This is a genomic window from Rhodoferax ferrireducens, assembly GCF_003347515.1.
Lineage (GTDB): Bacteria > Pseudomonadota > Gammaproteobacteria > Burkholderiales > Burkholderiaceae_C > Rhodoferax.
The window spans coordinates 1-25,952 of record NZ_QEII01000322.1; the positions used below are offsets into that span (position 1 = coordinate 1).

The following is a 25,952-nucleotide window of genomic DNA, read 5'->3' on the forward strand; positions in this document are numbered from 1 at the left end:
ACCCTGCTCGGACGGCCGGCCCGGCCGATTGAGGTGTCGCAGGCGGTGCTGTTCCTGGCGTCGGACGAATCGTCCTTCGTGCATGGCGCCGAGCTGGTGGTCGATGGCGGTTACACCTCCAACTGAGTGAGAACGTGGCTGGCGCCGGCCCTCGGGTCGTGCGCCATCCTATTTCCGGGTCCTTGATCAGGAAAAGAATGATCATGCGATCCCTATTTTTTCAAGGTCAATCCATGAATTACCGCTGTGCCCATCGCTGGGCCTTTCCACGCTGGGGCGCCGCCCTGAGCGAACACACCGACGCGCTGGCCGCGCCCAGCGGGCACGAGGTCAGCGTGCGTGTCACGCACTGCGGCATGTGCCACTCCGACCTGCACATCCAGGCCGGGGGCTTCGACATGGGCGGCGGCAAGCTCACCTCGCTGGAGCGCGCCGGGGCCACGCTGCCACTGACCATGGGCCATGAAATCGGCGGCGAGGTGGTGGAAATCGGGCCAGAGGTCAGCGGCGTGGCGCTGGGCGACAAGGTCATTGTCTACCCCTGGCTGGGTTGCGGCCAGTGTGCCGTGTGCCTGCGCGGCGACGACCACCTGTGCCCGCGCGCCGCGCGCAATCTCGGCATCCAGCTGCCCGGCGGCTATGCCGATATGGTGCGCGTGCCGCACAGCCGCTACCTGGTGCCGATCGGCACGCTGGAGCCGGCGCGTGCCGCCACCTTTGCCTGCGCCGGCATCACGGCCTACGGCGCCATCCGCAAGCTCAACCCGATGACGGCCGAGGACCATGTGGCCATCATCGGCTGCGGCGGGGTGGGCATGACCGCGGTGGCGCTGCTGTCGGCCACGTCCAAAGCGCGCATCGTCGCCATCGACCCCGACCCGGCCAAGCGCGAAGCCGCCCTGCGCTACGGCGCCGTGCTGGCCTTCGACCCGAACGAAGACGGCGCACTGCGCAGCATCGGCAAGGCCTGCAACAACAACGTCGCCGGCGTGGTGGATTTTGTCGGCGCCGAGTCCACTTCGTCGCTGGCCGTCAATCTGGTGCGCCGCACCGGGCAGGTGGTGATCGTCGGCCTGTTCGGCGGCGAATTCCGCATGCCGCTACCCATGTTCGCGATCAAGTCGCTGCAGATCACCGGCTCCTATGTGGCCGGCTTGGAAGACTTGCGTGAGCTGGTCGCGCTGGCGCAGCGGGTGGACCTGCCGCAGATTCCGCTGGATTTGCGGCCGATGGCCAGCGTGAACCAGGCGCTGGACGACCTGGCGCACGGGCGGGTTATTGGGCGCGTGGTGCTGCAGCCTTGAAGACGCCGGAGCGGGTGAGGGTGCGGGCCGGCTGAGGCTCAAGCCGTTGGCACATGGCTTGAGCCTCAGCCTTTTGGACGGCCGGGTGCTGCCACAGGGGCGTCGCGAAGCTGCCATGCTGCCACCAGCGCCAGCGCACACAGTGCCGCCAGCAGCATGAAAGACTCGTTGAAGGCCGCAAGCCGGGCCGGGCTGCTGGCAGTTTGCGCCAGCGAATCACCATGCGCGCTCAGCCGCCATTCGAGCACGATGCCGCACAGGCTGACGCCAATCGCGCCGCCCAGCATGCGCACAAAACTGATGGCGCTGGAGCCCTGCGAAATCAGGTTTTTGTCCAGCGCCCGCAGCGAGCCGAGGTTGAGTGAAGGCAAAATGAAACCGAGCGCGATGCGTCCCAATATGGCCCAGGCCACCAATACCCCTATCCCGGTGCTCAGGGTCACCGTCAACATCAGGGCAAAGGACAGGGCCAGCAGAGCCAGTCCGGTGCTGACCAGCAAATAGGTGGGCTGGCGGTCGGCCAAACGGCCAACCAGCGCAATTGTGACGGCCAGCACAAAGCCGGACGGCAACAAAATGCTGCCAACGTACGAAGCTGACAAACCCAGCCCCAGCTGCATGTAAACCGGCAGCAGGTAGGTCGAGCCAAACAGCGCGGTGCCGTAAATAAAAGCGACGATGCTGCCCATTGCGAACTGGCGGTAGCCAAACAGCGCCAGGTTCATCAATGGTTCCTGGCCGGTGTTGGCCAGGCGCCGCTGCCAGGCAATAAAAACGACCAGCGCCAGCAAGGCCGCACCTAGCAGCAGGCCGCGCCAGTCCAGCGTTGCGCCTTTGCGGTTGGCCGCCACGCCGCCCGGTGCCGTGACCGGCACATAACGGTAGGCCAGCCACAGCGAGGCCAGGCAAAAAGGCACGACCATGAAAAAGATCGAGCGCCAGCCAAACAGATCGACCAGTACGCCGCCGATACTGGGTCCGATGGCGGGCGCCAGCACCACGCCCATGCCGAAGATGCCGCTGGCTCGTCCTTGCTCGTGCGGTGCAAAGGCGCGCATGATGATGATGGCTGGAATCGGCTGCACCACGCCGGCCGCCAGCCCTTCGGCCACGCGTGCGGCCAGCACCAGGGCGAAGCTGCTGGAGAATCCGCCAACAATGCCGCCAGCCAGCAGCAGTACCATGGTGCCGACATAAGTGCGGCGGTAACCGTAGCGCGCCAGCAGCCAGGGTGTGGTCAGCATGGATACCGTCATCGCCACCATAAAGCCGGAGGTGACCCATTGGGCGCGCTCCTGGCCCAGCGTGAAATGCCGGCTCATGTCGGGAATGGCCACGTTGACGATGGTCGAGGACATGATGGACGCCATCGTCCCGACCATGACCGACAGTAGCAGGAGCCAGCGGTAACGCGTGCCGTAGCGCGCCCGCATGTCGGCAAGGGTGGAGGGGCTGCTCATGGCCTGCTATCAGTGTTTGCTGATGACGACGGAATCCGTTTCGGCGCCGAGGATTTCAATGCTGGCACGGGGAATGTCTGCGACCCGATTTTTCTTTTTTCGGCAGGGCAGCCTTCCATCAACTTGACGACGATGCTTCCAGCGATGCGTTGAGTCAACGCGCGGAATGGAGGCTTTGCACTGAGTCGAGTCCACGAGCCAGCGAGAATCAGCCAGGGGTTGACGAAGCTGATCGACGAAACGCTGCCGGGGTGATATTGAGCTTTGCACGGAAGCATTTTGACATGTGGGCTTGATCAGAAAAGCCACAAACCGACGCCACTTGCTTGATTGCCAATGAGTCGGTTTTGAGCAACTGGCAGGCTTGGCGAATCCGTCTGTCGATGACAAAAGCGTGCGGAGTCTGCTCAGCAGTGGCGCGAAAGCGCTGACTGAAGTTCCAAGCCCCCATGTTCACTTCAGCGGCCATCGCTTCCAGGCTGATACTCCCGTCAAGATTAGCGTCGATGTAATCGAAAACCCGGCGCAGCTGCGCCGGGCTCAGACGACCCCTGTCCACTTTCTGATGGAAGGTGACCGAAGTGTAGTCTCGCAGGAGGCAAACGACCAATTGGATGCTCAATGCTTCCACGTACAAGGCCCCGCCTATTGACTGCTGCTCCGCTTCGCGAGCAATGGCGTCGACTAGGGTGCTGATGGTCGGATTGGTGGTTCGTAGCACGTCGTGCAATCTCACATCTGTGACGCTGCGATCCATCACTTCATTGGCCACGCGCGAGACCATTTGCTCGCTCAGGTAAACGTGCAGTACATCGATGGGGTCTGGCCAGGTCCAGTGCGACTGCTGCGATCGCGTCAACAAAGACACATCCCCCGGCGCGCAACGGGTCGAATTCCAGGGGCCGTCAAACTTTCGATCCATCCGCGTCGCGCCCTGCCGGTAAGACACCACCATGAAGTCGCGCATGGGGGGAATCTCGACGTCCAGCCCTTGGTATCGAAAGCCCCGGCATTTCACACCTTTCCAATTGTGCTCATCGCTGGAAACAAAAAGATGGCCAGGAACCCATTTCGGCAGTTCTTCGGAGGAAATCAAATCGTTCATATTCGACCAGGGAAGAATGTCATAAATCAATAGTACGTGCCGAGGTTTGCCGTCGCACTAGGGTATTCACCAGTGCGGAGATCCAAACAGGCGGGGAAACTCAAGCCCGTTCAAAAGCTGCACCGGAATCTACAAGACCATCCGGAGTTTGGTGGGCAAGCTCTTGCTCCACGTCCATGGTGGGCGTCAAAGCAGCAAGTGGTGCGTTTGGGACACCAGATTACTGAAGAAACCCATTTTCCGCAGGAGACAACCATGGCTCATAATGATTACTACTCCACCAGCGTTCACGGCGATTACCGCCTCTATGACATTGGCACGCTCGCCCTTGAAGAGGGCGACTCGATTCCCCATTGCACCCTGGCCGTGGCCACGCATGGCACGCTCAACGCCGCCAAAGACAATGCCATCCTGGTGCTGACGTGGTACTCCGGCAACAGCAAAATCATGGCTGACGTCTACATTGGTCCGGGGCGCGCGCTGGACCCGGAAAAGTATTTCATCATCGTCGTCAACCAGATTGGCAGCGGCCTTTCCACCTCACCGCACAACGTGGCAGGCGCCCAGGGCGCAGGGGATTTCCCCAAGGTGCGTATTGGCGACGACGTGGCGGCCCAGCACCGCCTGCTTATCGAGACATTTGGCATCACCAACCTGGCGCTGGTGGTGGGCGGCTCCATGGGCGCGCAGCAGACCTACGAGTGGGCCGTGCGTTACCCCGACATGGTCAAGCGCGCCGCGCCCATTGCCGGAACGGCCAAAAACACCGAGCACAACTACCTCTACGCCGAGACGCTGCGCGAAGCCCTCACCACCGACCCCGGATTCAAAGCCGGCAGCTACGCCGCACCGACCGACGTGGCTGCAGGCCTCAAGCGCCATGCCAAACTGTGGACCGTGATGGGCTGGAGCACCGAGTTTTTCCGCAATAACAGCCATCAGGCGCTCCTCGGGTTTGCGTCGGTGCAGGATTTTGTCGATAACTTCATGACCAGCTACTTTGCGCCCATGGATCCAAACAACCTGCTGCTCATGGCCTGGAAGTGGCAGCGCGGCGACGTCAGCCGCCACACCGGAGGCAACCGGCGCTTGCGCTGGGCCGCATCAAGGCCAAGGTGTATGTGATGCCGATCAGCCGCGACATGTTCTTCCCGCTCGCCGACTGCCAGGCCGAGCAGCAGCTCATCCCGGGCAGCGAATTCCGGCCGATTGCCAGCATTGACGGTCATCTGGCGCTGTTTGGTACCGATCCCGAAGCGCTCGCGCAGATCGATCTGTATCTGAAGACTCTGCTTTCTACGCCGGCCTAAATTTTGGAACCCCCGGCTGTGCCGGGATATGGTTGTTGTGCGCCAATCTCGCCCGTCAGTGCGCTCGTATGGGGGCATTGGCGTTGACCCTAGGACTGATCTTGTCCCCGTATTTCAGGACACGGAAGTCACACCTCCGCTCAGAGGCTGAGAGTTTTTCGAGCGCCGGTGTAGACACCGCGCCCGTTGCTGTTCACGGCGACCGCGCCGACATGCGGACGAATTGCGTTGCCGATGTTCGTGATGAACGCTGAGGCTTCGCTCAAGGGGCTTGTTTTGGTGCCTTCGGTCATTTCTTGCCTTCTCATGCGGCCTGCGCGGCCATTGCGCACGGACTTGTTCTCCAACCAATGAGCTGCGGCGCCAGCACTGCCGTGCGCATCAGGTTGTGCGCCAGCACAAACAGGCCGACCACAGATCGGACCTTGGCCAAGCCGCGCACTGGCATTCGCAACAGTCCTCGGTTACGGGCTTGCGCGTTCACGCATTCGGCCGTGGCCGCGCGCTGCTTGTAGATCTCCTTGGCCTCGTCACTGGCCATGCGCGCTCGCCACTGGGCCAGCGCTTCGGAGTCACCCGGCTTGGGCTGGGGCTTGTCCTGCTGCACCTCGTTGCCCTGCTCGTGTGTCGTGGCGTCTTTCTTCCCGTCCTTGCGGGCTTTGGGCTCGGGTACCGGCGCATAGACCTCAGTCTTGCCAGCCACCGCGTCGATCTGCTCGTGCGCGGGGAAGCCGCCATCGACCAGCCACTCATCCGGGCTCTGCCCCAGACGCTGTTCGACTTGCTCGAGCATGGGTGCGAGCTGGGCCATGTCGCTGCCAGCGTTGACCACGTCCATGCCTACGATGACTTGCTCTTCGCAGGTGGTGGCGAACTGCACGTTGAAGGCCGGCCGGAAGCCGCCGTCGCCCATCTTCATGACGCGCGCGTCGGCATCGGTGGTGCTCGCCCGGGCGTCTTCAGCCTTGGCGCCGTTGTGTTTCTTGGTCGCAGCCACTTCGGGCAGTTGTTTGAGTGCTGCGCGGATGCGCTCTTCGCGCTCTTGGGCAGCGCGCAACTGGGCAGCCTGCGCCTGGCGCTTGGGCTGGCCGGGGTCACTTTGGGCCTGCGTCTTGAGCGTTTGCACCAACTCGCCGGCCTCTTTGAGGTGTTCGTCCAGGCTGGCCTGGCGGCGAAACGAGGCCGCACCGGCGTCAGCGCGCACGCGCATGCCGTTTTGCGCCACTCGCTCCAAGCTGATTGCACCCACGGCGGCCAAGGCGGCCACGTTGTCCGTGAGCAATTCGTCCATCAGCGCAACGTTGCCGGCACGAAAGTCGTTGAGCGCGTGGTAGTTCACCGACACGCCCCCGCAAATCCACCGATACGCGTCGTGCTCCTGGCTCAGCCGTGCCACTTCACGCCCGCTGCCCACGCCGTCCAGCGTGGCGTACAGCCACAGTGCGAACAGGATGCGCGGGTCGATCGCCGCACGACCGGCGCTGCCGCCACGCGCCTTGATTTCTTCGATCAACTTGCTCAGGTCCTGGTGCACAACGTAGCCCCACACCAGCCGGGCTCGGTGGTCTTGGGCCAACAACGATTCGAGGTCGGAGGCACGCAACTCAATTTGCGAACGGTTGGGTTGCAGCAGTCGCGGTGCGCCTTGGCCTCGCTTGCTGGCCGCCTTGGCTTGTGCCTGCTGTACCTGCGCTTCGCTTGGCTGAGGCAAGTCTTCGAATAAGCCAGCCTCCGCCCGCCCGGTGTTGCGATCAGTGGGGGTTGTCATGCCCATAACCTAGCCAGTCTCGTGCCAGTTTGAGGGACTTGGAGAAAAATTCTCACTCTCTCAGCCCGAGGCAGGGTCCGTGAACCTTCTGCATATGTGCTATTTCACCGGTCACTTGCCCGCCTCGCCGCGGCAGTTTGCGTCCTGCTCAAGTTTTGGCATCGAAACCCGCATCCATTGAAGCGCGGCAAGTGCTATTGGAAAATTGACAAGCCCTGTTCCGGCACAGAGCAGCAAGCAAGCCGCTTTCGCTGCTGCTTGGCCATTCGCCATCGCGCAATGACAGCTTCAAAAAGTAACAATTACGCTTGACCCCGGCAGGCCGCAGGAGGCCAGTGTTGTATAAAAAACAGGTCTGGATCCCACTGATCGCCCGTGCCTGATGCTGCAATTTTCATAGCATCAAGAATCTTCCAGCGCGCCCGGAAAAGGGTGACGTTACGGCGTGCGTCACGCAAGCTTCAAAAAACTTTCATCCACGCGGCCTAAGGTAACAGCGCTTCCCAGCCGACATACCTCAAGGAGTTCACCATGCCGATTGAAGATTTGCCTGCCGTCCCCGCGCCCGATGTTCGCCCCCGCCGTCGTCTGTTCCTTCAGCAGTCAGCCTCATACATGGGCCTGGCCGCCGCTGCCAGTATGGGCGCGCCGGCGCTGGTGGCTGCGCAAAGCGTTCGGCCGCAGCTGCCGTAGCGCTCTCACCCCAATGGTGATCTGCCTCGAAGCTAAAAAAGTGAATGCGCATACGGACTTGTTGATGAAACCAAGCGGTCAACTGAGGAATCTAGGTTCAATGGGTAATCCCCCGGCTTTGTGGTTGGAGGCGGAACGTTGGGAAGATGTGGTCAGAATAAGCGGGGAGACCTGCCGCCCGAGGTGACGGGCGGCAGGAGTCAGAGCCTTCGTAGTACCGCAGGGCTGCAAGCGTAAAGCAGGGCCGAACGGTTTGGAAACGGATGTCACAAAAGGGTTTCGCCCCTGGGGCCTAAATACTGCATAGGCAGCTTGAAAAGCGTGGAGCAGGAAAGCCGCGTCAGGCAGGGGTGGCAGGAAAGTGGAAAACGTAACGGTTAGAAAGCGTGACAGCATGGGCGAATCAGTGCCAGTGCCAGAAAAGGCTAAACAAGCTGAATCTACCCTGTCTGAATGGGAGTGGGTGGATCGTGCTATCTGGACAGAGCATATGCAGTTCGACTGGCTGCGCTGGGCCACCACGCCGTTGAACGAGCGACAAGTCAAGTTGCTCAATCGTTTGTTCGATGGCTTTGAAGGCAGGCGCACCAGCAGCAAGTAGGGGCCATTGCCCTTGATGTTCAGGGAGCGCTTGGTGCCTTGCGGTCTTGCGCCGTCGAAGCCGTTCTTACCCGAACTGCCGCTTAAAGCGCCAGACGCCGAAGCCGAGGATCACGACGCCCAGCAGCGCCAGGTTCAGCAGCGAATCCCACAGCACATCCAGCCCCGCGCCCTTCAACAGGATGCCGTAGCCCATCTCGATGAAGTGGTAGAGCGGCGAGAGAAACATCGCTTCGCGCATCCCGGCGGGCATGGCTTCCGGCGGGGTCCAGGCGCCGGAGAGGAAGATCATCGGCATCAACACGAGAATAGCCAGCATGGCCGCCTGGGCGAGGTTGCGGCTCAGGGTGGCAATGTAGAGGCCCAGCCCTGCAGTGGTGAAGGTGTAGAGCGTGGTCACGGCGAAGAAAAGCGCGAGGTTGCCTTTCATCGGAACATCGAAGATCCCATGCAGCACGAAGAACAGGCTGACCGCCGTGCCCAGCAGGATGACCAGGGTCATGGCGATGACCTTGGGCAAGAGTATCTGGATCGGCGTCAGCGGCGAGACCAGCAACTGTTCGATGGTGCCGCGCTCTTTTTCGCGCACGGCGGCGGCGGCGGGCAGCATGATGGCCATGATGGTGATGACGGTGAGCAGTTCGGCAATGGGCATGAACCAGGCGTCATTCTGGTTCGGGTTGTACCAGACGCGGTGCTCGTCGCGAATCATGGGCACGTTTTGCATTGAACGCTCGGTGACACCCAGGCGGGCCAGCGCCTGGTCGAAACTGTACTGCCCGATGATCTGCGCGGCGTAGCTGGAGGCAAGAAAGCCCAGCACGGTGTTGCTGGCATCGACCTGCACCTGCACGTCGGTGGGCTTGCCCTGAAGCAGGTCGCGTTCGAAGTGCGGCGGGATGTCGAGCGCCACCAGCGCCTGTCCCTGATCCAGCAGGCGCTGTCCTTCTCGGTTGTCCAGCACTTCGCCGCCCAGCCTGAAATAGGGCGGGCGGAAGCGATGAATGAGCTCGCGCGAGGCTGCGCTGTGGTCGGCGTCATGCACCACCACCACGGCGTGATTGAGCTGCATGCTGACGTTGCCCGCCATATAGGTGTCGAAGACAAACAGATAAACGATGGCGAGCAACAGCAGCGTATCGCGCCCGAACTGGATCAGCTCTTTGGCCGTCATCGCCGCGAGGCGCGACCACCACAGGTAAAGCCGCGCGCGGTTTTCTGCCGGGCCGCCGTTCATGATTTTGGCCTCTTGTGAAACATGAGGAAGCTCGCCGTCCACAGCGCGACGGCGTAGACCAGCAGCGCCAGCACCTTGCCCCACAACTGTTCAAGACCGACGCCCTTGAGAAAACTGCCAAGTACGATGTCGGTGTAATACATGGCGGGGAACAGATGGGCCTCGAACCGCCCGGCCGTGTCCATCGAGGCGATCGGCACCAAGAGGCCCGAGTACAGCACGGAAGGGACAATGGTGACGATGACGGTGAGCATCATCGCCGCCACCTGGGTGCGCACGAAGAGCGACACCAGCAGGCCGATGCCGGTGGTGCAGCTCACATAGACCACCGAGGCGAGGAAGAAAAACAGCGGGTCGCCCTTGAAGGGTGCTCCAAAGAGCTGCGTGGCCATGAGCCAGAGAACCAGAAAATTGATCACCGAGATACCCACGTAGGGGCTAAGCTTGCCGATCAGGAACTCGCCGCGCGTCACGGTCGAAGCGTAGATGTTGTAGATGGAGCCGTTCTCCTTTTCGCGCACCACGCCCAGCGCGGTCAGGAAAGGCGGGGCCACCATCAGCACGAACATCATCAGCACGGCCGCGATGGACCAGACGCTCTTGACCTCCTGGTTGTAGAGGTAACGCAGCTGCACGCCAACCGGCTGCGCCATGGCTTGCGCCGTTTGCGCCGACACGCCGAGCCGGCGCGAAATGTAGTTGCCCAGCAGTTCGCCGTTGAAGGCCGCATTGATGGCGACCACGTATCCCTTGCTGCTGGCCGTGCGGAACGGGAAGGTGCCGTCGATCAGGGTCTGTACTGCCACCGCCCGCCCGGACATCAGGTTTTCCTGGAAGCGCGGCGGGATAATGATGGCCAGGCGGATGCGGCTGTCGGTGAGCAGGGGGTCTATCTCGCGCTCGCTCGCCACGTCGCCTTTGTAATCGAAGTAGCGCGAGTCGATGTAGCGGTGCAGGTAATCGCGGCTCATGGCGCTCTTGTCGTGATCGACCACGGCGAAAGGGATGTGCTCCACGTCCAGGGTAAGGCCGTAACCAAAGACCAGCATCAAGGCTGCGGGCATCACGAAGGCCAGCGTGAAAAACAGCCGGTCGCGCAGAATCTCGCGCCATTCCTTGCGCGCCAGCGCGACGATGCGACGGACCTTCATGCGGATGCCTCCCGCTGTTCCCGCTGCAGGATGCGATGCACGAATACGTCTTCCAGCGTCGGGCTGCGCGGGGTGCCGTCGGGCGGCAGCCATGCCTCCCGTTGCAGCGCGGCTTTGAGCGCTGCCGGGCTGTCGTCGGCAATGACGCGGCCAGCGTGCATCAGCACCAGATGGTCGCAATGCTCGGCCTCGCTCATGTAATGGGTGGTGATGAGGATGGCCACCTGCTCGACGCGCGCCAGATGCACGAGAATCTCCCAGAAACGGCGCCGGCCGATGGGATCCACGCCGGAGGTCGGCTCATCGAGGAACAAGACGCGCGGCCCATGCACCAGGGCGCAGGCCAGCGCCAGACGCTGGCGGATGCCCATCGGCAGCTTGCTGACGATCTGGGCGGTGACGTCAGACAGGCCCGCCAGCGCCACCACGCGGCCCATACGCTCGGCCAGGCGGTTGCCCGGCACGCCGTAAATGCGCGCAAACAGGCGCAGGTTCTCATGCACCGTCATGTCCTGATACAAGGAAAACGCCTGCGACACATAGCCGATGCGCTCCTTGATGGCCTGGCTGGCGTGGCGCATGTCTGCCCCCGCCACCGTACCCGCGCCGCTCGTGGGTGGCAGGATGCCGGTGAGCATCTTGATTGCCGTGGTCTTGCCGGCGCCGTTGGCGCCCAGCAGGCCGAAAATCTCCCCTTGGCGCACCTCGAAACTGATCCGATCGACGGCGCGAAAGTGGTCGAAATCGCGGCTCAGTTCCCGCGCCGCGATGGCGATGCCGTCGCCCTTGGGCGGGTCGCCGTCCAGCCAGAGCCGACTTTTTTGCGCGCCAGCCTGTCCGGCCGCTTGCCGCTGCTGCAACAGGGCGATGAAGGCGTCTTCCAGCTCGGGCGCGCCGGCCCGCATCTCGCCCACCTGCAAGCCGGCAAGCTGCGCTTCGATCTGGACACGGGCGGCCTGCGGCGCCGCCCCCGGCACGAACACGCGCAGCCCGGGGCCGACCGCTTCGGCCTGCGGGAACAGCGTTTGCAGTTGGCGCAGCGCCTCGACCTGCGGCTCGGCCACCAGCGTGACCAGCGTGCCCGGCACCTCGCGCAGGATCACGTCCGGCGCGCCCTCGATCAGCACCCGCCCGCCGAACATCAGGGACAGGCGGTGAAAACGTGCCGCCTCGTCCATATAGGCGGTGGAAACCAGTGCCGTGACGCCCCGCTCGCGCAGCAATTGCGTGAGGATCATCCAGAAATCCCGCCGCGACACCGGGTCCACGCCGGTGGTTGGCTCGTCCAGGATGATCAGCTCGGGTTCGTGGATCAGTGTGCAGACGAGGCCGAGCTTTTGCTTCATGCCGCCGGAAAGCTGCTTCATCGGCCGGTCGCGGAAATGGTCCAGGCGCGTCATGGGCAGCAGCTTGTGCTTGCGCCGGGCCAGTTCCGCCGGCGGCACATCGCGCAGTTCGGCGAAGAAATCGATGTTCTCCTCCACCGACAGTTCGGGGTAAAGGTTGAGACCCAGGCCCTGCGGCATGAAACCGAGCCGGCCCTTGACCCGTTCGGCTGCCGCTTCGGAGTCGATCTTTTCGCCAAGGACATGAAGCGTGCCACCCTCGAACGAGAGCACACCAGCGATGGCCTTCATCAGGCTGCTTTTTCCGGCGCCATCGGGGCCGATCAGGCCGTAAATCTCGCCGCGCTCAAGAGTGAGGCTGGCGCCGTCGACCGCCGTCTGTTGGCGGTAGCGTTTGACGAGCTCCTGCACCCGCACGACGGGCGCGTCCTTGCCTACCAGCGCGGGCTGGCCCATGGCGCATCCTCTTTCCAGCGGATCACGGCATCGGCCGGCAGGCCGGGCGTGGCGCGATGCTGCGGGTTGGCATCCAGATAGAGCTTGACCGCGTACACTAGCTTGACGCGCTCATCCGGGGTTTGCACCTCCTTGGGGGTGAATTGGGCTTGCGAGGCGATATGGCGCACGGTGGCCGCGAGCGGCTCATTCGGAAACGCGTCGGTATGGATGCGCGCCGGCAGGCCCAGGCGCAGCTTGCCGATCTCGTTGGCCGGGATGAACACCTTGAGGTAGAGCCGGTCCAGATCGACGATGTCGAACATCGGCGCGCCGGGCGCGATGACTTCGCCCACGTCAACCATGCGGGTGGTGAGCACCCCGGCCGCCGGTGCCTTGAGGGTCAGGTCGTCCCGCACGCTCTGCGCCTCGGCCAGCGCCGCTTTGGCCTGGTCGCGCTGTGCGGCCAGGGCCGCCAATTCATCCTCCCTGGCGCGGATACGTTCCAGGCCAAGCATGGCTTGGGCGAGTTGTTTTTCGGCGCTGGTCACGCCCTGGCGGGCAGCAATGGCCTGGTTTTGCGTCACCTGGCTGGCGAGTTCCATTTGTTCGTAACGATGCCGGTCCACCGTGCCGGATTCCGCGAGCCGCTTGAAACGGGCGGCATCCCGCTCCGCCTGTGCCGCGTTGGCGAGCGCCGTCGCGCGCTGGGAACGCGCGAGTGCCTCGCCAGCCTCGGCGGTCTGAACGGTCAGCGGCGCATCCTTGCGCAGCATCGCCAGCCCAGTCTGGGCCGCCTTGAATTGCGCTTCCAGCGCGACCACCGCCTGCCGCGCCTGCTCCACCCTGGCGTCCACCTGCGCGGCATCCAGCCGCAGCAGCACCTGGTCTTTTTGAACCGCGTCGCCTTCTCTGGCGAAGAGCTCGGCCACGCGTCCCGGCATCTTGCCTGCGACGAGGTAATGATCCCCCTCGATGCGGCCGTTGGCCTGGATCAAGCCTTCGGGCAGCGGCGGCTGGCGCAGCAGAAACCACCAGACGGTGAGGCCCATGACAGCAAGCAGGGCCACCGCCACCGGAACGAGCAGGCGTTTTGGGGGTGTTTTCATGGCATCAGTGTCCTCGAATTCAGAGCTCACCCGTGGCGCGCTTCAGACGCAACCCCGCCAGTGCGGCATCAGACAGCGCATTGGCGTGGTTGCTCTCGCTGCCGGTACGCAGGGTCTCGGCATCCAGCACCTCGGTATGGGTGGCGAGTCCGTTGGCATAGCGGTCGCGCGCCACCAGCAGGTTTTCCTTGGCCTGGGCGATGGCCGACTGGGTGACGATGAGGCGCTTGCGGGTCTCTTCCACATCCAGCCAGGTCTGGCGAACCTGTAGCGCAATGATGGAGGCCAGTTCGTCGCGCTGTTCCGACAATGCCGCGGCCTCGCGCTCGACAGCGCTGGCGCGGTGGCCGGCCACGCCGCCATCGAACAGATTCCACTTGGCCCCCAGGGTGACCATCCATTGCCCTTGATGCACCTGGTAGCGGTTCTCCTGGTAGCCGTAACCGCCGGAAAGCGCGACCTGCGGGGCGGTTTCACCACGCACGGCGGCGGCCTGATGGCGCATCGCTTCAATCTGATGCGCCAGTGCCGCCAGCTCGCTACGCCGCTCCAGTGCCCGCTCGGTCAGGGCGTGAAACTGAGCCTGCGTCGCCTCGGGCGAAAGGTCGTCTAGCGTGACGGACTGATCCAGCGGCCGTCCCAGCAGGCGGTTGTAGGCGGCGCGCGCCAGATCGAGTCCATTGGCCATCTGCAATTGGCGCTGGCGCGCATCGGCCAGGGCCACCCGAACAGAGAGCAGGTCGCTTTTGGCCACCATGCCCTGCTCGTGCAGGTTCCCCACATCCCGTGCATGAGCCTCCAGGCTGGTGACATGGCTCTCAGTGACCTTCAACATACGGCTGGCGCGCAGCACGCTGACATAAGCATCCGCCACGCGCAGTTTGAGGTTCTGTGCGTCGGCGGTTTCGCCCAGCCTCGCCGCATCCATGCCTGCCGTGGCAGCATCGATGCCGCGCGTGATGCGGCCACCGGTGTAGAGCGGCAGCGTCGCCATGGCCCGGTAGGCGGCGCTGTCCCGCTGGGCCAGCGGCATTTGCAGCGACTGGCCAAAAAAATCAACTTTGGCCGCCGGTGTCTCACCGAGGGCGGTATAGCCCGCCTCCAGCGCCATATTGGGCAGACGGGCGGATTTCGCCGCCTCCAGCAGACTCGCAGCGGCGGCGCTGCTTTCACGTGACGCTTTGAGCCCACGGTCAACGGTCAGCGCGGTGTCCCATGCCTGTTGCAGGGACTCAGCGGCGGCGTTGCTGGCGAGCAGGGCAGCGGCCAGAGCCGCCAGCGGCAACAGGCCGCGAACTTTTATCGAGCGGTTCATAGGGTTCCTTTTTCCAGGCTTGCTTCTTTCTGCTGCTTGTAGCGAAGCAGCAGATAAAGTAATAGCGGCACAACGACCAGGGTGAGCACGGTGGATGCCAGCGTGCCAAAAATCAGCGAGATCGCCAGCCCGCCGAACACCGGGTCGGTCAGCATCACGGCGCTGCCCAGCACGATGGCCAATGCCGTCAGCAGGATGGGCCGCAGGCGCACCGCGCCAGCTTCGAGGATGGCCTCGCGCAAGTCCATGCCCTGTCGCCGGTAATCCAGCACGAAATCGATGATGAGCAGCGAATTGCGCACCACCACGCCAGCCAGGGCGATGATGCCGATCATGGACGTGGCCGTGAAGGGCTGCCCCATGAGCCAGTGCCCCGGAAAGATGCCGGCCAGTCCCAGCGGGATCGCCGCCATGGCGACCAGCGGCAGGCTGAACGACTGGTAATAAGCCACCAGCACCAGAAAGATGAAGGTGAGCGCCAGACCCAGCGCGCCCAGCATGTCGCGGTAGGTGTCCAACGTCATGCGCAGCTCGCCGTCCCACAGCAGGCGGGAGCCCTCCAGGGTATCGGGCGCGATCGGGTTCAGGCGCAGGTTGCCGGTGACGAGTCGGCTGCCATCGGCTAGCGCGAGGCCGTCCAATCGCCGGTCAAGGTCGAGCACGGCATAGACGGGGGCGGTGGATTCGAGTTCGCCGCCGACGTAGGTGAAGCGCTCGCCATCCTTGTGCGAAATCGCCCGGTCGACTGAGCCGGGGACGACTTGCACCACCTCGGACAGCGGCACCCGCTGGCCCTGCCGGTTGGTCACGGACACGCGTGCCAGCAGTGCGGGATCGATCTGGTGGCGCCGGGGAATCTGCAAGCGGATGGGCACCGGGTTCTTCTCGCCAGCGATACGAGCCCGACCCATTTCCTCACCATCGATCAGGCGACGCAGCGCGAGGGCTACTTCGGCCACGCTCAGCCCGGACAGCGTCGCCTTTTCCCGGTCCACCGTCAGGCGGTACTGGTAGACGTCCTGGGCCTCGGAGTCGGTCACCTCCACCATGTCGCGCGTCTGCTGGAAGGCCGCCTTGACCTGCGCGGACAGCGCGCGCAACTGCGGTAGATCCTTGCCATAGATTTCGGCCAGCACGGTGGCGCGCACCGGCGGCCCCGGCGGGTCTTCCACCAGTTGCACCGTACTGCCGGGGTAACGCGCGGCCATAGTCTGCAGTGTGGGCCGCATCTCGCGCACGATGTCGATCGAGGTTTTACTCCGATCAGCCTTGTTCAGCAGGTTGACGCGGATCTCGGCGACATGTGCCCCCTGCTTGTTGCCGGAACCACGCAGCAAGCCATTGAAGTCGATCACGCCAGCCTCGCCGATCCAGCTCTGGTAGTTGCGAACGTAAGCGCTCTCGCGCAAAAGGGCTCCGATCTCGCGCGCGAACCGATCAGTCGCCTCCACCGGCGCGGTCGCGGGCATGTCCAAGGTGATGTTGAAGGTGTTCTTGTCGTCCTTGGGCATCATGGCCAGTTCGACGCCGAACCAGGACTGCGGCCCACCCAAACCGGCCGGGCGCACGAACTGCCAGGCCGGTTGCAGAAGCGACACGGCAATGGCCAATCCCGCCAACAGGAAAACGAACCAGCGGCTGCGTGAACGATCCACTAGCGGCGACATGACAGCGCGGTAGAAACGATGCAGGCGGTCATGGGTGTTGTGGTCTTCCAAGTCGTGCCCTTCACCGGGTTTAAGCCACCGGTTGGCGGCCCAGGGCACCACCGCGTAGGCCATCAGCAGCGAGGCTGCCATGGCAACCGGCACGTTGAAAGCGACGGGATAGAAATACTGCCCCGGCATACCACTGACCACCAGCAGCGAGCCGAAAACCAGCATGACCGCCAGCGTCGCCAGGTTGGTGGGGTTGCCGATTTCGTTGGTGGCCTGCACCGTGACCAGGCGTTTGTCCTGCTTGCCAAGACGGCTGTAGTTGCGGTGGATGTTTTCGATCACGACAATCGCGCCATCGACCAGCAGCCCCAGCGACAGGATGAGCGCGAACAGCGAAACGCGGTTGATGGACAGGCCAAAGAGATACGCAGCGCCCAGGGTCAGGGCCAGGATCAGCGGCACGGTCACGCCCACGATCAGTGCCTCCTTGAGGCCCAGGAACGCAGCAGTCACCAGGAACACGGCCAGCACCGCGATACCCAGGTGCTCGATCAGCCCGCTGACGGCGGCATCCGCCTTCTCGCCGTCATTGCGGGTGACGACCAGTTCGACCCCTGCCGGTACGAATTGGGCCTTCATCCGCTCGATGCGATCGAGCACATCGTTGGCAACAAAGACGGCGTTGCTACCGGCTTTCTTGGCCACTGCCAGCGTGACGGCCGGCATCTCCGCCTGCTGCGTCTTGCCAAAGCGCGCATCGGCCGGGCCAAATGCAAGACGGCTCAGGTGCGTGCGCTCTTGCGGCGGACCGTCGACGACCTGTGCCACATCGCCCAGATAGATCGGGCGCCCGGCATGGCTGCCCACGATCACGCGCTTGAGGTCTTGCGCCGAGCTCAGAAAGCCGTCCAGGAACACCTGGCGGTTTTGGCCCTGTTGCACCACCGTTCCCAGGGGCGCGGCGACATTGCTTGCGCGCAGGGTGGCATGCACCTGGTCCAGCGTGACGCCGAAGGCTTGCAGACGCTGCGGGTCCAGCTCGATGCGCAGTTCCCGGTCGCGCCCGCCCTTGACGGAAATGGCAGAGACCTTGTCCAGGCTGCGCAGTCCTTCCATCAGGCGGTCGGCCAGACGCTTCAGGGCGTAATCGTCGTAGATCTCGGAGGCGAGGGTGACCGTGACAATGGGCACGTCGTCCACATCCACGCTGCGAATCAGCGGCTCGCCCGCGCCCGCAGGCAGGCGCTCGCGCTGCCCCAGCACCCGGTCGTAGAGTTTGACCAGCGATTTTTCCTTGTCCTCGCCGACCTTGAACTGCACCATCAGCACGCCCATCGAATTCACGGCGGTCGCATAAGTGTGATCAACGCCAGCAATCTGCTTGACGATGCCCTCCAGCGGGCGGATCACCAGTTCCTCCACCTCCTCGGCAGAGGCGCCGGGCAGTGTCACCCATACCTGGGCGCCTGGCACCACGATCTGCGGATTTTCCTCGCGCGGGGTCAGCGTCACGGCCAGCAGCCCCAGCAGGATGCAAGCCAGCATGAACAAAATGGTCAGCTTGGAGGTGGCAAACAGGTCCGCCAGGCGGCCGGCGCTGTTGAGCTTGTGCTGGCTCATTGCGCCTCCTTCGCAGCGGTGACGCGGTCGCCCTCGCGCAGGGCCGGTGTAGCCGCTGCCACGAAGCGCTCATCGGCGGCCAGACCAGCACTCACCTCGACCTGATCGGGCCACTCGCGGGCTATGCGCAGCCAGCGAAAGCGCACCCGGCCTTCGGCATCAACCACGAAGACACCGGTGAGCCCGCCACGTTCGACCAGCGCCCGTCTGGGCACCAGCGGCGCCTGGCTCGCGCCGAGCCCGAACGCCGCGCGCCCGAACATGCCGGGCATCAGCCCCACCGTTTCGGGCAGGGCGATCTTGACCTGGTAGCTGCGCGAGACCGGGTCGCCAGAAGGGACCACCCGGCTAACCGTGCCCTTCAAGGGTGCGGGCAGACCGTCGATGTTGACTTGCACCGACTTGCCGACCGCGATGGCAGCGACCTGACCTTCGGCCACGAAGGTCTCGAACAGCAGCCCACGGCCCGACTCCAGGGTCAGCAGCGGCGCGCCGGGCACGGCGAGATCGCCCGTTCGCTTGTGGCGCGCCACCACCATGCCGTCCACCGGGCTGGTGATCTCGGCGTAGGCACGTTGGGCCAGCGCCGTGTCGAGACCGGCGCGCGCCTGGTTGCGGGCCTCGCGCGCGGCCTCGAATTTCAGGCGCACCTTGCGCAATTCGTTGTCCGAAACGCTGCCGCGCTCGAACAAACGCTGGAAGCGCTCCAGGTCAATCTGTGCATCGCGCAGCGCCGCCTCTGCCGCGCCGCCCGCCGCCTGGCCCTGGCGGATGCCGCCTTCCACATCCGATGCATCCAGGCGGGCCAGCAACTGCCCGCGCCGCACCCGGTCGCCCTCCTGCACCAGGATGTCGCGGATATAGCCGCTCAGCCGCGAGGCGACCTCGACGCGCTGGTCCGACACCACCGAGCCGACGCTCGTGTATTCGACCGGCGCCCCGGCGGATGCGGTCATGAGCTGCAGGGAGCGGCTGGTCGTCGTCGATGCGGCAGGGGCCTGCGGTGCTTTGCCGCAAGCACCCAGGAGCGCGGCCAGCGCCAGCGGCGCCAGGTAGAGGAGGAGGTTTTTTCTTTTTTCCACGAGAGGGACTTTCATGATGATGTCGATGTACTGATTTTGGGTTTGCATGCCGATGCCTTGGCGCCAAGGCTGGCCGCGATCAGTTCAGCCAGTTCGAGCGGGCGCCCATTGCCTGTGGCCGCCGCGATGGCCCGCGCTTCCCGCGTCGCCTGGCGGCACAGATCGAGCGCGGCGTCCTGCAGGGCCGTGCGCGCCTCGGAGATGTCCATGGCATCGGCTTCCTGTTGCAAAACGTGGCTTGAAACGAGGTATTGGCCGTAACGCCGGGCCGTGCCGGCGAGTGGCTCCGGGTAGCCCGCGAGGGTGGCGCCCGTGGCGCCAGCCGCCTCACCCAGCGGCGCTGCCAGTTGTTGCCGGGTCTGCAACAGCCGCGACGGATCGTCTCGGGCGTCTGGATCCCGGCCCAGTTGGGCGGCCTCCAGCTCCGAAGCCCGGTTGACCGCCTCGGAAACCAGGGCCAGGACCTGCAGGTCGGCGCAGCGCACCAGCAGGCGGAAAGCCCCGGTGGTCAGGTAGTCACCCGCCAGCACGGTGGCGGCGTTGCCAAGCAGCGCGGACGCGCCGATTGTCGCGTCAACGTGGGCATGCAACTGCTGCAGGCTGATATGGATCAGGTCCAGCGCCGTGCCGGCGTCGATGCCCGGTTGCCCTGCGTGGAGGCTGCCGGTCACCAGCGCCCGGATCGGCGTGTGTTGGCCCGACAACAGCAGGCGCAAGGCGCCGCGGACCGGCACGGCCTCGCAGGTCAGGGTGCTTGCCACGGCGGCGTGGACGCCGGCGATCACGGTCTCGGGGAAGTTCATGGAATGCGTGTCAGTCATTGGTTGGCGTTCTTGTCCAGCGGGCCAGTTGCTCGGCCGCGCTGCGGTAGCCGATGTCGATGATTTCTTCGGCGCGGTCGAACTCCATGAAGCGCACCGCGCCCAGCGGCGGCTGGATCAGGAGGTCGGGTTGGGTTTGCCGCAGGTCGGCTTCGGTGACGCGCGCCTGCATGATGTAGAGCGAGGCCAGCAGCACCTCGAAGATACCGGGCAGCGGCTCCAGGGGGGGCTTGTGCAGCCAGGCCTCGAACTGCGCCAGCACCGGGCTGTTGATGGCCTGCAGGCTCTCCAGCAGGCGCGCCATGATGGGGCCCCGGCCGTTGCCATTGGCGTGGGCGGCGGGGTGAGACAGCCGGCCCGCCACGATGTCGTGGTTGAGGTCGACCGCGATGACCAGGTCGGCCCCCATGGCGCGCGCCACGCTCACCGGCACCGGATTGACCAGTCCGCCATCGACCAGGATGCGGCCGTTGCTGCGCACCGGCGTCACGATGCCGGGCACGGCGATGCTGGCACGCACCGCCTCGGTCAGGTCGCCCGTCGTGGCCACCACTTCTTCGCCCGTCATGAGGTCGGTGGCCACGGCGGCAAAGGGCAGCAACAGGCCCTCGATATGGGCGCTGGGCACATGGGCGCGCACGAATTCCGCGACCCGCTGGCCGTCGATCAGCCCCGAGCGGGGAAACACCGGGTCGAGCAGGGCGACGATGCCCGGCCAGTCGAGATTGCGCAGTCTGGCGCTCAGGCCGTCAATCTTGCCCGAGGCAAAGACGGCGCCAATGACCGCCCCCATGCTGGTGCCGGCCACCAGGTCGACCTCGATGTTGGCCTCTTTCAGGGCGCGCAACACGCCGACGTGCGCCAGACCGCGCGCCGAACCGCTGCCCAGCGCCAGGCCGATCCGGGGCCGCCTGGGCGGCGTCAGGCCTGCCGCCGGGGCTTGGCTGGTTTGTGGTTCGTTCATTGGCTTGCCCCCTTGTCCGGCCCCTGACCCGTGGGCCGGTGCCGCCCACCGACGCGCCGGCGCAGACGCCGGATACCGTACCGCAGTGAACGCCGGAGCGTCGCGACCCGCAGGCGCCGCGCCCCCCGGTCTTGCAGCACCTCGTCGGCCCGTTCGGTGGCGAGGCGCGCCAGCGCCAGGCTGCGCTCCAGCAGGCGCCGGATGTCCTGGGCGCCGTCAAGCTCACCCAGGCGCCCGATCTCGCGCAGGGGCCGTCTGGCCTGGGTCGCCAGCAGGCGCCGCAGGTCGGTCGCCAGGGCGTCGGCCAGACGCCGCTGCGCGCGGCTGAAATGCACCGGATCGTCGGCCAGGGCGCCAGCCCCGTGGCTGCGCAGGTCCTCGAAATAAAGCTGGTGGTCGCCGAAATAACCGGTCAGCTGTTTGGACGCGGCCGCTTCGAGGGGTTCTTGCGGCGCCTCGCGCAGCGCCCGCGCCATCGAGCGCAGCGGTTGCCCGAGCGAGAGCGGAAAACGCGAGAAGCGATAGGCCGCGTTGGCGCCCGGTATCTGCCGGTAGGCCACCAGTTCCATGTACAAGGACGCGTCTTCCTCGCAGGTCTGCCGGGCTTCTTCGAAAATGTCCAGCGGCATGACCGGCAGCCACCGCCGCCCCAGCGGTGGCGAGCGGTCATAGCCGCCCGCACGCAGGATGCGCACCACCACGTCGGCGCAATTGAACTCGCTGCGATCCCACAGCAGGCGGCCTTGCCCAAACTCATCTTCGATCCGGTGCGCCTCGGCCACCATCGCCGCCTTGCGCTCTGCCGCCACGCCCGCCACCCGCAAGCCGAGCGTCTCGCGGCCGTAGGCCATGCCGTAGGTGTTGGTGTGCACCTGCGACGGCGACGGCGGCTGCACGCCGTACAGGTAGTCGGCCAGCGTCACGTGCTGCAGCAGGTTCGGGTCGTGTCCCGGCACGGCCACATAGTTGGCGCTGTAGACGGTGTCGTCGACGCGGATGGCAATGTGCCCGAACGGGTTTTCCAGCACCACGCGCTGCGGTGTTTGGGCGGTCGAATAGGACAGTAGCAGCTCGATGTCGCAGGGCACCTCGGCCTGGAGCCGCGCCAGCGCCGCGTCGATGTCGGTGACGGCGCTGCCATGCTCGGCGCCGAAGTCCGGCGTCATACCCGGCGCTGGCAAGGCCGGGTCGAGCGCGAAGCGGGCGATGCGCCCGAGGTCGGCACTGTCGTGAAAAGTACGCTGGGCGTGGCGCATCGCCGCCTGCCGCTGCGGGTCGGCCAGCACGGCGGCGGCCAGTTCGCCCGCCTGCGCCAGGGTGTCGGCCAGTTCGGCCACCCCCAGCCGGACGAACAAGGCGGCGTTTTCGCGCTCATGGCCGCTCACCACGTCAAGCAGAATCGTGGGTGTGCCCACGGCAAAGGCCTCGGCCGGCGTCATGCCCCCGGCCTTGGTGATCAACAGGTCGGCCATGCGCATCCAGGCCAGCAGGTCGGCGTGCGGCACCAGGCCACAGACCTTCAGCGTCACCGGCGCCGGCAGGCGCTTTTGCAGCGCCATCCGCAACACATTCAGCAGCGCCTGCTGCCGCGCGTTGGCGCCGCAGACGGCGATGATCTGCAGCGGGCCTTGGTGGTGGCGGGTCAGGCTCTCCACCACGAGCGTGTAGTCACCGACCCCCTCTTTGCCGGAGGTGATGAGCACGGTGGGCGCATCCGGGGCCAGACCCAGCGCCGTGAGCGCCATCTCCCGGGGGTTTTGCCGTCGTCGGCCGCCACGCGCACCGGCATGCCGCTGGTGGTGACCTTGTCGGGCGCAACGCCGGCGGCCAGCCAGCGCGCTTCCAGCTCGGGATGGGCGAGAAAGGTGCGGTTGATCCGTTTCGAGATGCGCGGGAAATAGCCTTCGAAGAAGTCCGTGTGCAGCCAGCCGATGTTCACCTGCGCCAGCAGCCCGCGCTCGCGCAAGGTTCCGAGCACCTGCGCCGATCCGTAATGCGTGGCAAGAATCGCGTCGGGCGCCTGCGCTTCCAGAAAGGCGCGCACCTTGTCTTGCGGGTAGTCGTTGGACAGCCAGGCCAGCGACGGCACCCGCTTGCTGCGCGCCTGGAAGTCATGGAACAGCGCGTCGAAGCTTTCCGGGAGATTGCCGGCGATGAACCAGTAGAGCCGCTCGTCCACCCAGCGCCAGAGCGGGTGCATGAACTCGCGGATGTCCTGCAGGACCACGCGTGCGTCGGGCGCCAGCCGGCCGATCTCCTGCTCGATGGCCTGCGCGGCGCTGATGTGGCCGTGGCCGATGGACGAGTAGAAGATGACGATCTTGCGGGGTTGGGCAGCCCCGGCATCGCTCGCCGCCGGCGCCCTGCGCCGCGCCCGGCCGCGTCGCAGGGCAAACCATGCCAGGACGACGAACAGGGTGAATGCGACCGCCAGCGCGAGCGTGACGAGCGGATTCAGACCAAACGCCTGCGGTTCGCTCACTCCTTGCCTCCACTGCGCCAGATCGAGAGCAATAGCCAAATGCTGCCGATGACGGCGCCGACGAAGCCGAGCAGACCAAAGAAAGGCAGCCCCAGCCAGGTGGGACCGCCGGGCACGGTCATGACGATGGAGGAGCCGACGATGAGCGCCGCGATGACGATGCCGACCGTGAGTCGGCTGGCGGCGTTGTCGAGCTGGTTGCCGACGCGCTTGAGGTGCGTGACATCAATGTGAATTTCCAGCCGCCCGCGCCGGGCAGCGCGCAGCAGCCGGGAGATATCCTGGGGCAGACCGGCCACCAGGGAAAGCGCCTCGCTGACCCCACGCCAGCCGCGTTGGAGGAGGGCCGTGGGTGCATAACGTGCGCGCAGCGCCTGTTCCAGCAAAGGCATCGCCTCGCCAGCCATGTCGAAGTCAGGGTCGAGCTCGCGGCCCATGCCTTCGAGCGAGATGAAAGCCTTGATCAGCAAGCTCAGATCGGACGGCAATGCCAGCTGATGCTGACGCAAAATGGCAACCAGGTCGGAGAGCATGGCACCGAGCCTAAGCTGCTTGAGCGCCACGCCATGGTACTGCTGCACAAAAGTCTGGATTTCCACAAGCAGGCCGTCCTCGTTCATGGCACCGTCGCCGGTCCAGTCGAGCATCACGTCGGCGACGCGGCGCGGCTCGTGCTTGACCAGCCCCAGCAGCAGGCCGGTCAACTGGTCGCGGCGCACCTCGGTGAGCCGCCCCACCATGCCGAAGTCGATGAAGGCGATGCGGTTGCCGGGCAGGTAGAACACGTTGCCGGGGTGCGGGTCGGCGTGGAAGAAGCCGTCCTCGACAATCATCTTCAACACTGCGTGCGCGCCCCGACGAGCGAGGACCTTGCGGTCGAGGCCGGCCTGGTCGACTGCGGCAAGCTTGCGCCCGGAAATGCCGGCGATGAATTCCTGCACGCACACCCGCTCGCCGGTCCATTGCCAATAGACGCGGGGAATGACTATGATTGGGAGCGCCGGGGGCGGTTCAGGCGCAGGTTCGGCAGAGGCGTCGTCGGTGGGCTCGTCTTTGTCGGTATAGCCGGCAAAATTCTCCGCGATGTGCTCGGCATTGCGGCATTCGCCAGCGAAATCGAGTTCGCGCCGCAGCGACTGGCTAAACTGGCGCACCACTTCCTGCGGGCGAAAGGCGCGCAGTTCCGGACTTTCCCCCTCAGCGAGTTTCGCCAGTCTGGCGAGCCAGCGCAGGTCGGCTTCGATGATCGGCCGGATGCCAGGCCGACGTACTTTGACTACCACCTCGCTGCCGTCTTCGAGGCGGGCGCGGTGCACCTGTGCGATGGAGGCGGCCGCCAGCGGCTCGGGATCGAAGGTGGCGAACAACTCCTCGGGCGGGGCGCCCAGGTCCTCGCAGAGTTGCTGACGAATGTCGCTCCAGGGCGCGGCCGGCGTGCTGTCCTGCAGCTTGCCGAATTCAATGATCCATTTCGGCTCGAACAGGTCGATGCGGGTAGCCAGCACCTGGCCGAGCTTGACAAAGGTCGGCCCCATCTCCTCCAGCGCCCGCCGCACCCGGGCGGGCGGGTCGAGATGAGCCAGTTCCTCCGCTTCGTTCCAGTGCAGCGCCCGCCCGGCCCGCTCCAGCGCATTGGCCAGCCCCATCCGGCGCACCATGTCGCCAAAGCCGTAGCGGATCAGGATCGAGGCGATGTCATGCAGGCGGCCGAGGTCGCGCACCGCCGTCAGTGCCTGCCATAGCATCAGTCGTCCTTCCCTTGGGGATGACCGGGTTTGACGTGATCGGCCAGACCGGTGAGCACGCCGGCAGCGATTTGGCGCAGCAGGTCGGAAGTGGCTTCTGCCAGATGCAAGCCGGCAACAACCTGAGTGCGTCCCGCCGTGCCAAGCTGGTGCGTGATGACGGCCAGGGTTTCCTTCAACTGTGCGCGGACGGCGGAGCCATAGAGGCGGGCGTGCCTTGCCAGATCGGACAGGATTTCTCCTGCGGCATCCTTGACACCCGAGGCCGAGCTCTGCAGGGTCTCCAGGAACATCTCCTCCAGGCTTCCCAGGTCGGTGCGCGCGCGGGCAAGGTCCTCGCTGGAGAATGTCTGCGCTCGGGCCGCAGCTTCCTCCAATGCCAGTTTGGAAGCTGCGGCCAACTGCGCCAGCGCCGCGTCCAGCCCGGCGACAGCCTGTTTGAGGCGTGTCCGTGTGATGTCGGTTTGCGCCGCTGACTGCTGCAACTCCTTTTGCGCGCCGGCCCGCGCGCCACTCAGCACGGCACTCGCGATCTGCCGCAGGGATTCGATATCGAGCGAGCGCGCACTGATCTTGCGCAAGGTGAGTTGCCGCACAATGTTCTGCACATCGTGACCCTGCTCGACGGCGCTACGCACTTCGGCTTCGAGCATCGCTGCATCGTTGCCGCCGCCCATGGTGTTGACTGTTTCGTTTTGCATGATGGTGATCCTCTTGAAAGGGTGACCTGAATAACTGGATGTCATG

The 25,952-nt window shown here is 65.0% G+C and carries 22 protein-coding genes and 1 pseudogene; 6 read left to right on the forward strand and 17 right to left on the reverse strand.

The window, feature by feature from the left end; genetic code table 11:
• Both C5P05_RS29295 and C5P05_RS29300 read left to right on the forward strand, forming a co-directional pair.
• The coding region (locus C5P05_RS29295; RefSeq protein WP_114968648.1) for an SDR family oxidoreductase at positions 1–126 on the forward strand (126 nt) is incomplete at its 5' end.
• Positions 127–203: 77 nt separating this feature from the next.
• The gene (locus C5P05_RS29300; protein WP_232834712.1) at positions 204–1,304 is read left to right on the forward strand and encodes an alcohol dehydrogenase; all 1,101 of its coding nucleotides are present in this window, start codon (positions 204–206) and stop codon (positions 1,302–1,304) included.
• A 65-nt stretch (positions 1,305–1,369) separates the two neighbouring features.
• Here the strand turns inward: C5P05_RS29300 and C5P05_RS29305 are convergent, their stop codons facing one another.
• Positions 1,370–2,764 (reverse strand): MFS transporter, encoded by a 1,395-nt coding sequence (locus C5P05_RS29305; protein ID WP_114973412.1) that lies wholly within the window; start codon positions 2,762–2,764, stop codon positions 1,370–1,372.
• A 208-nt stretch (positions 2,765–2,972) separates the two neighbouring features.
• Positions 2,973–3,899, reverse strand: coding sequence for a helix-turn-helix domain-containing protein (locus C5P05_RS29310; protein ID WP_198674905.1), 927 nt, complete (start codon positions 3,897–3,899; stop codon positions 2,973–2,975).
• 225 nt (positions 3,900–4,124) lie between these two features.
• On the opposite strand from C5P05_RS29310, the gene C5P05_RS29315 reads away from it, so the two are divergent.
• A complete protein-coding gene (locus C5P05_RS29315; RefSeq protein ID WP_269813974.1) occupies positions 4,125–4,994 on the forward strand; it encodes an alpha/beta fold hydrolase in 870 nt (289 codons plus the stop codon).
• Entirely contained in the window at positions 4,994–5,179 is a 186-nt protein-coding gene (locus C5P05_RS35070) for a hypothetical protein (RefSeq protein WP_269813975.1), read from the forward strand. The genes C5P05_RS29315 and C5P05_RS35070 overlap by 1 nt, the downstream gene beginning before the upstream one ends.
• Positions 5,180–5,319: 140 nt before the next feature.
• Here the strand turns inward: C5P05_RS35070 and C5P05_RS33910 are convergent, their stop codons facing one another.
• Entirely contained in the window at positions 5,320–5,472 is a 153-nt protein-coding gene (locus C5P05_RS33910) for a hypothetical protein (protein ID WP_157979480.1), read from the reverse strand.
• Between the two features lie 11 nt (positions 5,473–5,483).
• A complete protein-coding gene (locus C5P05_RS29320) occupies positions 5,484–6,947 on the reverse strand; it encodes an IS1182 family transposase (protein WP_114973499.1) in 1,464 nt (487 codons plus the stop codon).
• Positions 6,948–7,478: 531 nt separating this feature from the next.
• Between C5P05_RS29320 and C5P05_RS33915 the strand changes: the two genes are divergently transcribed.
• Positions 7,479–7,640: a hypothetical protein gene (locus C5P05_RS33915; RefSeq protein ID WP_157979481.1), complete on the forward strand. Its 162-nt coding sequence runs from the start codon at positions 7,479–7,481 to the stop codon at positions 7,638–7,640.
• A gap of 502 nt (positions 7,641–8,142) precedes the next feature.
• Positions 8,143–8,238, forward strand: a pseudogene (locus C5P05_RS34100) (Fic family protein); the annotation flags it as partial.
• Between the two features lie 69 nt (positions 8,239–8,307).
• Here the strand turns inward: C5P05_RS34100 and C5P05_RS29325 are convergent.
• Genes C5P05_RS29325 through C5P05_RS29380 form a run of 13 tightly spaced genes read right to left on the reverse strand, consistent with a single transcriptional unit; the run spans position 8,308 to position 25,906 of the window.
• Positions 8,308–9,477 (reverse strand): ABC transporter permease, encoded by a 1,170-nt coding sequence (locus C5P05_RS29325; RefSeq protein ID WP_114973414.1) that lies wholly within the window; start codon positions 9,475–9,477, stop codon positions 8,308–8,310.
• On the reverse strand, positions 9,474–10,628 hold the full coding sequence (locus C5P05_RS29330) for an ABC transporter permease (RefSeq protein ID WP_114973415.1): 1,155 nt from the start codon (positions 10,626–10,628) through the stop codon (positions 9,474–9,476). Before C5P05_RS29330 ends, C5P05_RS29325 begins: the two co-directional genes overlap by 4 nt.
• Positions 10,625–12,430, reverse strand: coding sequence for an ATP-binding cassette domain-containing protein (locus C5P05_RS29335; protein ID WP_114973416.1), 1,806 nt, complete (start codon positions 12,428–12,430; stop codon positions 10,625–10,627). The genes C5P05_RS29330 and C5P05_RS29335 overlap by 4 nt, the downstream gene beginning before the upstream one ends.
• Positions 12,409–13,518: an HlyD family secretion protein gene (locus C5P05_RS29340; RefSeq protein WP_114973417.1), complete on the reverse strand. Its 1,110-nt coding sequence runs from the start codon at positions 13,516–13,518 to the stop codon at positions 12,409–12,411. The genes C5P05_RS29335 and C5P05_RS29340 overlap by 22 nt, the downstream gene beginning before the upstream one ends.
• Before the next feature lie 19 nt (positions 13,519–13,537).
• A complete protein-coding gene (locus C5P05_RS29345) occupies positions 13,538–14,833 on the reverse strand; it encodes a TolC family protein (protein ID WP_114973418.1) in 1,296 nt (431 codons plus the stop codon).
• Positions 14,830–18,111, reverse strand: coding sequence for an efflux RND transporter permease subunit (locus C5P05_RS29350; protein WP_114973419.1), 3,282 nt, complete (start codon positions 18,109–18,111; stop codon positions 14,830–14,832). The genes C5P05_RS29345 and C5P05_RS29350 overlap by 4 nt, the downstream gene beginning before the upstream one ends.
• Positions 18,108–19,241, reverse strand: coding sequence for an efflux RND transporter periplasmic adaptor subunit (locus C5P05_RS29355; RefSeq protein WP_232834713.1), 1,134 nt, complete (start codon positions 19,239–19,241; stop codon positions 18,108–18,110). The genes C5P05_RS29350 and C5P05_RS29355 overlap by 4 nt, the downstream gene beginning before the upstream one ends.
• Positions 19,205–20,014, reverse strand: coding sequence for a polyprenyl synthetase family protein (locus C5P05_RS29360; RefSeq protein WP_114973421.1), 810 nt, complete (start codon positions 20,012–20,014; stop codon positions 19,205–19,207). Before C5P05_RS29360 ends, C5P05_RS29355 begins: the two co-directional genes overlap by 37 nt.
• Entirely contained in the window at positions 20,007–20,978 is a 972-nt protein-coding gene (locus tag C5P05_RS29365) for a patatin-like phospholipase family protein (protein WP_114973422.1), read from the reverse strand. Before C5P05_RS29365 ends, C5P05_RS29360 begins: the two co-directional genes overlap by 8 nt.
• Entirely contained in the window at positions 20,975–22,681 is a 1,707-nt protein-coding gene (locus C5P05_RS29370; protein WP_232834714.1) for a glycosyltransferase, read from the reverse strand. The genes C5P05_RS29365 and C5P05_RS29370 overlap by 4 nt, the downstream gene beginning before the upstream one ends.
• Complete coding sequence (locus C5P05_RS34780) at positions 22,621–23,460, reverse strand: MGDG synthase family glycosyltransferase (RefSeq protein WP_232834715.1); 840 nt, start codon at positions 23,458–23,460, stop codon at positions 22,621–22,623. Before C5P05_RS34780 ends, C5P05_RS29370 begins: the two co-directional genes overlap by 61 nt.
• A complete protein-coding gene (locus C5P05_RS29375; RefSeq protein WP_114973423.1) occupies positions 23,457–25,205 on the reverse strand; it encodes an ABC1 kinase family protein in 1,749 nt (582 codons plus the stop codon). Before C5P05_RS29375 ends, C5P05_RS34780 begins: the two co-directional genes overlap by 4 nt.
• Positions 25,205–25,906 carry a DUF6781 family protein gene (locus C5P05_RS29380; RefSeq protein ID WP_114973500.1) on the reverse strand — a complete coding sequence of 234 codons (702 nt, stop codon included), beginning with the start codon at positions 25,904–25,906 and terminating at the stop codon, positions 25,205–25,207. Before C5P05_RS29380 ends, C5P05_RS29375 begins: the two co-directional genes overlap by 1 nt.
• Positions 25,907–25,952 lie beyond the last annotated feature (46 nt).

Coding starts and splice junctions, on each gene's coding strand:
- C5P05_RS29360 (WP_114973421.1), bottom strand. CDS start 20,014: ATGACTGACACGCATTCCATGAACTTCCCCGAGACCGTGATCGCCGGC.
- C5P05_RS29355 (WP_232834713.1), bottom strand. CDS start 19,241: ATGCAAACCCAAAATCAGTACATCGACATCATCATGAAAGTCCCTCTC.
- C5P05_RS33915 (WP_157979481.1), top strand. CDS start 7,479: ATGCCGATTGAAGATTTGCCTGCCGTCCCCGCGCCCGATGTTCGCCCC.
- C5P05_RS29350 (WP_114973419.1), bottom strand. CDS start 18,111: ATGAGCCAGCACAAGCTCAACAGCGCCGGCCGCCTGGCGGACCTGTTT.
- C5P05_RS29335 (WP_114973416.1), bottom strand. CDS start 12,430: ATGGGCCAGCCCGCGCTGGTAGGCAAGGACGCGCCCGTCGTGCGGGTG.
- C5P05_RS33910 (WP_157979480.1), bottom strand. CDS start 5,472: ATGACCGAAGGCACCAAAACAAGCCCCTTGAGCGAAGCCTCAGCGTTC.
- C5P05_RS29365 (WP_114973422.1), bottom strand. CDS start 20,978: ATGAACGAACCACAAACCAGCCAAGCCCCGGCGGCAGGCCTGACGCCG.
- C5P05_RS29330 (WP_114973415.1), bottom strand. CDS start 10,628: ATGAAGGTCCGTCGCATCGTCGCGCTGGCGCGCAAGGAATGGCGCGAG.
- C5P05_RS29340 (WP_114973417.1), bottom strand. CDS start 13,518: ATGAAAACACCCCCAAAACGCCTGCTCGTTCCGGTGGCGGTGGCCCTG.
- C5P05_RS29345 (WP_114973418.1), bottom strand. CDS start 14,833: ATGAACCGCTCGATAAAAGTTCGCGGCCTGTTGCCGCTGGCGGCTCTG.
- C5P05_RS29300 (WP_232834712.1), top strand. CDS start 204: ATGCGATCCCTATTTTTTCAAGGTCAATCCATGAATTACCGCTGTGCC.
- C5P05_RS29325 (WP_114973414.1), bottom strand. CDS start 9,477: ATGAACGGCGGCCCGGCAGAAAACCGCGCGCGGCTTTACCTGTGGTGG.
- C5P05_RS29375 (WP_114973423.1), bottom strand. CDS start 25,205: ATGCTATGGCAGGCACTGACGGCGGTGCGCGACCTCGGCCGCCTGCAT.
- C5P05_RS35070 (WP_269813975.1), top strand. CDS start 4,994: ATGCCGATCAGCCGCGACATGTTCTTCCCGCTCGCCGACTGCCAGGCC.
- C5P05_RS29380 (WP_114973500.1), bottom strand. CDS start 25,906: ATGCAAAACGAAACAGTCAACACCATGGGCGGCGGCAACGATGCAGCG.
- C5P05_RS29305 (WP_114973412.1), bottom strand. CDS start 2,764: ATGAGCAGCCCCTCCACCCTTGCCGACATGCGGGCGCGCTACGGCACG.
- C5P05_RS29315 (WP_269813974.1), top strand. CDS start 4,125: ATGGCTCATAATGATTACTACTCCACCAGCGTTCACGGCGATTACCGC.
- C5P05_RS29320 (WP_114973499.1), bottom strand. CDS start 6,947: ATGACAACCCCCACTGATCGCAACACCGGGCGGGCGGAGGCTGGCTTA.